General features: G+C 65.3%; 4 protein-coding genes. 3 read left to right on the forward strand and 1 reads right to left on the reverse strand.

Translation table 11 applies throughout. The features are described 5' to 3' along the window. Nucleotides 1–613 (reverse strand): carbamoyl-phosphate synthase domain-containing protein (locus tag ABNS06_RS10420; RefSeq protein ID WP_348674480.1); only part of this gene is annotated, 613 nt, incomplete at its 3' end. 188 nt (nucleotides 614–801) lie between these two features. Here ABNS06_RS10420 and ABNS06_RS10425 point away from each other — a divergent pair. The 3 genes from ABNS06_RS10425 to ABNS06_RS10435 all read left to right on the forward strand — a co-directional run. Beyond that, entirely contained in the window at nucleotides 802–2,544 is a 1,743-nt protein-coding gene (locus tag ABNS06_RS10425) for a hypothetical protein (protein ID WP_348674482.1), read from the forward strand. A gap of 15 nt (nucleotides 2,545–2,559) precedes the next feature. Further along, entirely contained in the window at nucleotides 2,560–4,122 is a 1,563-nt protein-coding gene (locus ABNS06_RS10430; protein ID WP_348674484.1) for a FecR family protein, read from the forward strand. Further along, nucleotides 4,119–9,588 (forward strand): Ig-like domain-containing protein (locus tag ABNS06_RS10435; protein WP_348674486.1); only part of this gene is annotated, 5,470 nt, incomplete at its 3' end. The genes ABNS06_RS10430 and ABNS06_RS10435, both read left to right, overlap by 4 nt.

Genomic DNA, 9,588 nt, shown 5'->3' on the forward strand with positions numbered 1-9,588 from the left:
AGCCCACATCCACCAGACGCCGGAGGATGTTGCGCTTGACGCCGTAGTCCATGACCACGACGTGGAAATCGGCATTCGGCGCCGCCTGCCCCCAGCTCGGCTCGCTCCAGGCGTACTGCTGCGACGTCGACACGGTACGGGCGAGATCCAGACCCGACAGACCCGGAAATTCGCGGGCCCGCGCGACGGCCAGTTCGGCGTCGTCGGTGTCGGTGACGATGCAGCCGCTCTGGGCACCCTGGTCTCTGAGAATGCGGGTCAGGCGGCGGGTATCGATTTCGGCGATCCCGACCACACCGAGCCGCTCCAGATACGCGGGCAATGATTCGCCGGACCGCCAGTTGCTCGGCGTGCGGGGCCGTTCGCGAATGATCAGGCCGGCGACTTGCGCGCCACCGGATTCCTGATCTTCGTCATTGGTCCCGACGTTACCGACATGCGGGTAGGTCAAGGTCACCATCTGCTCGCGATAGGACGGATCGGAGCAAATCTCCTGATACCCGGTCATCGCGGTATTGAAGACGACTTCGCCAACGGTCGAGCCAGAGGCTCCGATGGCAACACCCCGGAAGATGTCTCCGGTCGCCAGGCCGAGTACGGCCGGCCTTAGCACGGGGACACCCCGGGCTGGGCAAGATCGAACGATTGCAACGAGGGATTCCTGCGCACTACGGACGTAGATCGAAATTGTAGCAAATACACCGCGAACTACCGCACCCTTTTCCGTACAGGTTGTTTGCAACCACCCCGTCGCACGTCTATAAACATGACCCTCGCCAGGGGACTTCTTAGGGGTGACGGGTGCGGATTCGTTTTCGAAAGGCTTGGGCGGTCGTCCTGGGCGCCAGTACGGTTGCATACGGTTCAACGGTTGGTGCGCAGGGACCTCAGGTCTACGGCCCGATCAAGTCCGGTCAAACGCTGTGGGGCGTGGCCAGCGAGCTCAAGCCCCAGTATCCGTCGATGACGCTGTTCGAGATCATCGAGGCCCTGCACGTCGCCAACCCTGAAGCGTTCATCGGAAACTCGAAGCAGCTCAAGGCGGATGTCTCGCTGATGCTGCCGACCCAGAAGGATGCGCGCACCCTGGCCGAGCGCCAGAACCTGCCTGCATCGCAGCGCTCTCCCGCGCCTGGCCAGGTGGCGGCGACTCCGGTCGCGGCACCGACCACGGTCGCCGCGGCGACAACACCCACGCCGAGCGTGACCACGAGCGAAAGCCCGACGCCGACGGCACCCGCGGCGACCACGCCCACCCCGACAGCCACCCCCAAGGCGCCCACGGTGGTGATCCGGTCGTCCTCCGCCAACGCCTCCGAGCAGCAGACGCTGGCCCAGGCCCGGGCGTTGCGTGAATCCGGCAACCCTCAGCAGGCGCTGGAATTGCTGCTGCCCCTGGCCGGCTCCCTCGGCGGCGACCCCGACTTCGACTACCTGCTTGGTTCTACCGCGCTGGACGCGGGCGAGTACAACCACGCGGTGTTCGCCTTGCAGCGGGTGGTCTATCTGCAGCCCGACTTCGCCGGCGCGCGACTGGAACTGGGCCTGAGTCATATGGCGCTGCGCAACTTCGAGCGCGCGAACGCGGAATTCGACTATGTCGAATCCCTGAATCCTCCGCAGGAGGTCGCCGACGTCATCGCGCGATCGCGCGCGGCGATGAGCCAGCGCGAACGCGCGGCGAGCAAGCTCTGGCGCGCCGTGGTCCGGGCGAGAAGCGGCTTTGACAGCAACGTCAATGCGTCAACCAGTGACAATCGCTTCCTCGGCTTCGAGCTCGACCCGCAGAACCAGGAAACGGATTCGCTGTTTCTCGGCGTCGGCGCGGGCATCCGCACCGCCATCCCGCTCGGGAACGAGGTCGAGTTCTACGGGGGCGTCTCCGCGGATCACAGCCACTACCCCGATGCCGATTTTGTCGACAGCACACTGGGTCGCGCCGACTTCGGCATCTCCAAGCGCTGGCAACGTGTCTTCGTGGCGCTGAACAACGAATACCACTACGGCCTGATCGACGGTGGCTACAACAATCGGGGAGCGGCATCGTCGCTGCTCGGTGGCTACTCGTTCGGAACGGTCCTGCTGACCGGACAGCTGCGCAGCGGCACGCTGCGTTTCAACGACGCCATCGACAATCGGGACGTCGACCAGCTGTCGACCAGCGCGGCGGTGCGGTGGCAGCCGATGCCGACCGTAGCGCTGGGCTTTGCGGTCTCCGTCGGCGAGGACGACGCCCGACAGTCGGGATCCGACTACTCGCGCGATCTGACGGCGATTCGCGGCAGCCTGACCTGGCAGGCGGACACGAACATTCAGGTCCAGACATCGCTGGGACTGCTTAACGCGGACTATCCGGATCCGTTCTTCGGCATGACGCGTGAGGACGATCAGTTCTCGATTGACGCCAGCGCCGTCTGGACCGACCTGCTGCCATACGACTGGGTCTTCACGCCCAACGCCCGATACATCGATAACGATTCAACTGTGACGCTGTTCAAGTACGACCGGTTCGTGGTCGGGTTTACTGCGTCGCGCGGATTCTAGAAACGGGGAAGGTCCATGCTCCGATCCACAACTGCGCGGGGGCTGGCAGCGGCGGCCCTCTTCTGTCTTGCCACACCGGGCTTCGCCGCGGTGGGCAAGGTCCTGTTCGTTCTGGGTGGCGCTTCCGTGGAACGCGGCGAGACCGCGCTCGCGGCACAGCGGGGGCTGGAGCTGGAATCCGGCGACACCCTGGTCACCGGCCTGTCCGGCCGCATGCATGTCCGTCTGGACGATGGCGCCATGCTCACGCTGAAGCCGGATACCCGCTACGAACTCACCGACTACCAGATCCCCGAGGCGGAACCGGCTGAAACGCCAACCGCTCCCGCATCGACGGACACCGAGACCGCGGAAGAACCGGCGTCGCTCGTCAGAACCCGGCGCTCCGGCCGCGCGTTCATGAGCCTGATCAAGGGCGGGTTCCGCACCATTACCGGCCTGATCGGCAAATCCGACAAGGAGACGTACCAGATCAAGACGCCGGTCGCGACCATCGGCATCCGCGGCACGCACTATGAAACCGAGATGGTGGGCGATGAAATGCTGCTCGCGGTCTGGGACGGCATCGTCGACATTGTTGTCCAGACCCCTGATGGCACCCAGACCTGGAGCTTCGGCCGGGGCCAGTCATTCTCGTTCGGCCGAATCGGCAGCGACGGGTCGGTGACGGGCCTGGAAGAACCACCACCCCAGTTCGCACCGGACGGCACGCCTCCGCTGCCCCCGCCGCCACGCGGACGTCGTGACGGTGACGGCCCGGGCCCGGGGTCCGATGACCGGCGCCCCGTGGAAGTCCGGTCCACGGACGACCCGTCCGACCTGGGTGGCAACGGCCAGGAACCCCCGCCCGATCCGGACCCGGTGACCTCGGTCGCGATGGGCACGGGGCCGTATCGGCAAACCACCGGCTTCGCCAGCACCGCCAACACCACCGTCGCGCAGTACGGCGAGAATGGCGAACTGACGGAGTACACTGCCGGCCACCCGGATGGCGCGGCGTTCTATGCAATCGGCTCCGCCAGCGCGGCGGATTTGGGCTTCGACCCGGACACCGGCATCCGCTGGGGACGCTGGACCGACGGTGTGGCGCAGTTGACCATCGACGGTACCGGCCAGGAAGCACTGGATCTGACCAGTCAGAGCCTGCACTACCTCACCGGGCCCGCGGCTGATCAGCCACCCGCGATTCCGATCACGGGCACCGCAAGCTACACCCTGGTCGGCAACACCAATCCCACCGACGCCAACGGCAATGTCGGCGTGCTGGGCTCGGCCTCGCTCACGGCGAATTTCACTCAGCAAACCGTCGACAGCGTCGTCAACCTGGCGATCAACGAATCGATCTGGAACGCCTCCGGATCGGGTTCGATCATCGACAGTTCCAATCTGTTCAGCGGCACCTACGACACGGTATCCGTTGACGGCGACACCGAAGGAAACAGCGGACTGTTCGCCGGCTTCTTCTCCGGTGACGCCGACGGCGACGATCTGCCCGATGGCGCCGGCCTGATCTACAACCTGACCAATGGCACGGACGCTGTGACTGGCGCAGCGGTCTTCGGAGACCCTTCACCATGATTGACTTGAGCCCCCGCGCACGGCTGCTTCCGCTCGCACTGCTCAGCGCGACGGCGCTGGCAGCCTGTGGGGGTGGCTCGACCGGCACGCCGTCCGCCGTCCAGGGCACGGCGTCCAAGGGACCGCTGGCCGGTGCCAGCATCGAGGTCTACTCGATCGACGACGCCGGCTTGCCGGTCGGCGAACCGCTGGCGACCACGACCACCGACGCCAACGGTGAGTTCACGCTCACGGAGCGCCCGTCCGCTGGCGCGCTCCTGGTGATTTCCGGCGGCGGCTCCTATGTTGACGAGGGCGACCCGGAACCGGATCCGGGCGCACGCCGGCAGATCACGCTCGGCGCGCAGGAAGGACTGCGCGCCCTGCTGCCCGCCGGTCAGAACACGCTGGCGATCACCCCGTTCTCGCAGATGGTCTACCAGCGTGCGGTGAACGAGGCCGCAGGGGAGAACTTCCTCAGCCTGTTCGACGCATCACGAACGCAGGCCACCACGGCACTGGGTTTCGATCCGGTTGGCGTGCAGCCGGCCAATCCGATCGCGCCCGCGCCAGGCGACACCGACGCGGAAATCGCCTACGCGCTGACATTGGGTGGTTTCGCCTCGTATTTGAACGGAGTGGCCATCTCGCTGGGCACGCTGCCCACCTATCCGGTGCTGGAAGCGGTGCTCTTCGATTTCTCCGATGGTCGCCTCGACAGCCTCGCCGATGGCGTCTCGCCGATCACCGTCGGCAATTCCGAGACGACCCTGCCGTCCGGGTTTGATCTGAACGACGAAATCCGTCGCTTCCGCAACAACAATTTCGGCGTCTACGAGACCGCGACCCTGGTCCAGGTGGACACCGAAACCCTGGCCGGCGACCTGCAACCGTCCAACACCAGCCCCGTCGCCGCCGACGACACGGTGAACATCACCGCCGGCTCGGGCGGACTGACCATCGACGTGCTTGCCAATGACACCGATGCCGACGGCGACACGCTGAGCATCACGACCGTGGGCACGCCAACGGCCGGCGGCTCGGCCACAATCGGTGTCGAGGGCGGCATCGACTACACGCCGCCCCAGGAATTCACCGGTACCGAGACCTTCACCTATCAGATCGGCGACGGCAACGGAGGCAGCGACACGGCAACGGTCACCGTCAATATCTCCGCGCCCAGCAACACGACGCCCGTGGCGAACGACGACACCGTCTCCACCAGCGAGGACACCCCGCTGACCGGCATCGACGTGCTGGCCAACGACACCGATGCGGATGGTGACACCCTGACCATCGTCAGCGTGGTCGCGACGACCGCCAGCGGTGGCAGTGCCAGCATTTCCGGCGGCGGTGCCACCGTGGACTACACACCAGCCGAGAACTTCAACGGCACCGACAGCTTCCTGTACAGCATTTCCGACGGTCAGGCGCAGGTCAGCGCGACGGTCAACATCACGGTGACCAGCGTCAACGATGCACCGGTTGCCAACGATGACACCGCCAGCACCGACGAGGACACGACCGTGACCATCGGCGTGACCGCCAACGACACGGACATCGACGGCACCGTCGACGCCACCACGGTCACCGTCGTCGGGCAGCCGGCCAACGGCTCGGCCACGGCTCAGTCGGACGGCTCCATCGCCTACACTCCCGCTCCCGAGTTCAGCGGCACCGACTCCCTGCTCTACACCGTCGCGGACGATCAGGGCGCGACGTCCAGTCAGGCGACCGTGACCATCACGGTCAATGCAGTCAACGATCCGCCCACCGCCGCGGACCAGTCCTTCAACCTGAACGAGGACGAGGGGCTGACCACGACGCTGGTGGCCAGCGACCCGGACAACGAGACGCTCACCTTCACGCTGGACGAGGTCACGCCCGCCAACGGCTCGCTCAATCTCGACCCGTCGGGCGAATTCACCTATCAACCGGGCACCGACTTCAACGGCACGGACAGCTTCACGTTCCGGGTCAGCGACGGTCAGGCGAGTTCCGACGTGGTGACGGTAACCCTGAACGTGGCGCCGGTTAACGACGCACCCACGATCTCCGGCATGCCGCCGACCGTCGTCGAAGCGGGAAGCCGCTACACGTTTACGCCCACGGCCAAGGATGTCGACGGTGACAACCTGACCTTCACCGTGGTCAACCTGCCGGTCTGGGCGAGCTTCGATGAAACCACCGGGTCGCTCAGCGGCACCCCGGTCGAGGCGGACTCCGGCAGCTACGTGGACATCACCATCGGCGTGGTTGATCCCGACGAGGCCTCCGATCAGCTCCCGCTCTTCGACATCGAGGTCCTGGTGCGCAGCACCGAGACCAGCTTCAACACCGGCTACTACGAAATGACCGCCGATGCCGGTTCCGAGTCGGCACAGTTCGGGTTCTTCTCGGTGTTCCAGGACGTCGGGCTTTATGACCTGCAGCCGCCCGTGGATGGTGTGAGCCAGTTCACGGCGGGCCCGTTCACCAGCCTCGGCGAGGGCTCACTGGACGCGTTCGGGTTCAATCAGGGCTACTTCCTCCAGTTCTTCAGCGGCGAAGGTGACGCGGCCGAGACCCTTTCCGTTGCAGTGAACGAGTCCGGCATCTTCTCGGTGCGGGACCCGTACACGCAGACGCTGGAGCCCGCGATGGATTTCGTCGAGCGGGAGTACCCGGTCACGCACCGCCTGCGACCGCTGACGGACGACATGTACCAGGTGGCGATCACCGAGCGCGACGACGTGTACGCCGCCGGCGATGTCGACGAGGACAGCAACTTCGACTACCTCGACGCCAGCCAGAAGCGCTCGGACGGCATCAACTTCGCGCTGGAGCTCGCGCTGCGGCAGTCGGCCGCGTTCGAAACCTCGCGACTGGCCGGTAACATCGGTTTCGTGGGGCTCTCGATCAGGCTGGAGGAAGGCCCGGTGGAGACCACGGCGTTTCGTGTCGAGCACAGCGTCGACGCCGACGGTCAGACGGCTGGCGACACCCTGTTCGCCGCGGAGACGATGCGCTACGACCCGTTCGGGTCGGTGGAACTGACCACGACCACGAGCGAGTCGGGGCAGGATCTCGGATTCCTGACCAGCTACAGCAGCAACGTCGACGGCACCTTCACGACGACCTACACCGACAATGGCTCACCGGCCGGCTCCGCGACCGGCTTCGCGTCGCCTGACGGCAGCCTCCGGGTGTTGCAGGAGGTGCTCACCGAGACCGCGAGCGAATCGGTGACATCGGTCGAGCAGGTGCTCCAGTTCGGGATTCGTCGTCCCGAGACCGCCCCCGATCTGAGCGGGACCAGCTATCGCATCGACGGGCTGGGTGTGGAACGCGCGGCAACCGACAGCGAGTCCATCCTTTATCTGCTGAAGTCGGCCGTGCTGGACTTCCTGGCCGACGGCAGCTGCGTGCTGAACTTCCGCGAAGGCCAGAGCCTGTTCATCGCCGGACGGCCCGGAGATTCCTTGCCGTTTGACATGCTGAGCGACGCCGAAGTCGCGGCGGAGACATTGTCCTGCTCCTACACGACCGACGTCGGCGGACGCGTGTCAATCAGCTTCGTGGGTGACAGCCAGGATCCCTCGACCACGGACTTCGAGGGATACGTCAACGAAACCGGCGAAGTCATGGGGCTTAGCGGCCATCGCAACGAGGCCGGCTCGTTCTACCAGCGCTGGCTGTGGATCGGTGGTCTTGATCAGAACCTGGTGGGTCTGGACAACCGTCAGCCCACCGTCGAGCTGTCCGCGGACACGACCGAGGTCGCGCCAGGCGGCACCATCTCGCTGGAGGCATTGGCCGCCGACCCCGATGCCAGTGGTCCCTTGACCATCACCTGGCAAAGCACGATCGGTTCGTTCTCGTCCTCCACCGGCACGGCAACCATGTGGACCGCGCCCAGCGTCGGTACGGGCTCCCCCCTGCTGACCGCGGTCGTTGACGACGGCGACCGGGCATCCATCACCGATATCGTGGTGTCCTGGGGTTCCACGGACACGGACTTCGATGGCCTGACCGATGCCGAAGAGGTGAATATCTACGGCACCGACCCGACCAATCCGGACTCGGATTTCGACGGCCTGAGTGATGGCGAGGAAGTCTTCTCGGCCTCCACCGAACCGACCAATCCCGACACGGACGGCGACGGCGCTGGCGACGGCGTCGAGGTCGGCTACGGTTCGGACCCGCTCACCGCCAACATCGTGCGTTACGTGTCCAGCGTTCGCGGCAGCACCGGCGGCTCGGGCACAAGCTGGAGCGACGCGTTCCTGGACCACTCGCAAGTGGAAGCCGACAGCAACACCAACGGCAGTGGTAACGGCGATCCCGCCTACTACCTGTACGAAACCGGCAACTACAACGGGCAGCTCCGCGTGAACGCCCGCGCCAGCATCGCGGTGGTGGGTGGACTGGGCCCGGAGGACTACCTCGTGGATGCCGACACGGTCTTCACCACCAATGGTGATGGCAGCGTGGTGGTCATCGACGACAGTGTCGACATCTATCTGCGCGGCATCACGATCTTCGGCGGATTCAGCTCGCAGGGCGGCGGGATTGACCTGGGCCCGACACAGTTCAGCGAACTGGTGCTCTCCGACGTGGTCGTCCAGGACAACATCGCCCAGTTCGGCGGTGGCATCCACGTGGACAACGGCTCATCCCTGCTCGTGGGCACCAGCGCCATCCGGAACAACCAGGCGCTGGGCTCCGAAAGCTCCGCGTTCGGGGGTGGCATCGCGGCGAACACCGGTCCCGGCTTCGTGAACATCGGCTACTCCGAGATCACCGGCAATGTCGCGTTCGGCGGCATCTCGACCGGCTCACAGTCCCTGGGGGGGGGAATCTACGCCTCGGCGAACAACTATCTGTCGATCATCGGGACGACCATCGCCAACAACGAAACAGGCCGAGGCAGTGACCAGGTCGATCACGGCGGCGGCATCTACGCGCAGAGCGCGGACGTGGTCGAGCTGTTCGACAGCTACGTCCTCTCGAATTCCGCGGGCAGTCAGGGTGGCGGTCTCTACATCGCCGATTCCCAGTCGGCGACGATCCTCAACAACAACCTGATCATCGGAAACTACGCGTCCGGCGGAAATGGGGGCGCTGCCTATATCACCCGCGCCAGTGGCGCACCGGTCCAGGTGGCGCTCAATACCGTTGCCCTGAATCAGGCGGAACTGACGGAGTCCGTCGGCGGCTTGTACGCCGGCTTCGAATCCATCGGGCTGGAGATGCACGACAACATCCTGTGGTTGAACGACGACGGCGACACCAGCTTCGCCACCGGCATGGAAAACTACCAGGGGCCGACCACCGATGACGGACAGTCCGTGGAAGGCAACCTCGTCGAGTTCAACAACATCGAGGATGTGCTTGCCCTGGGTTCACCAATCGGATCGAATGACCTCGTGACGGCCGTCGGCGGCGACGCACTGGTCGCGAATCCGGATTTCACGGCCAGCTTCTATCTCGGTCCCGACAATGCCT

It is taken from the genome of uncultured Abyssibacter sp. (assembly GCF_964000955.1).
Lineage (GTDB): Bacteria > Pseudomonadota > Gammaproteobacteria > Nevskiales > OUC007 > Abyssibacter.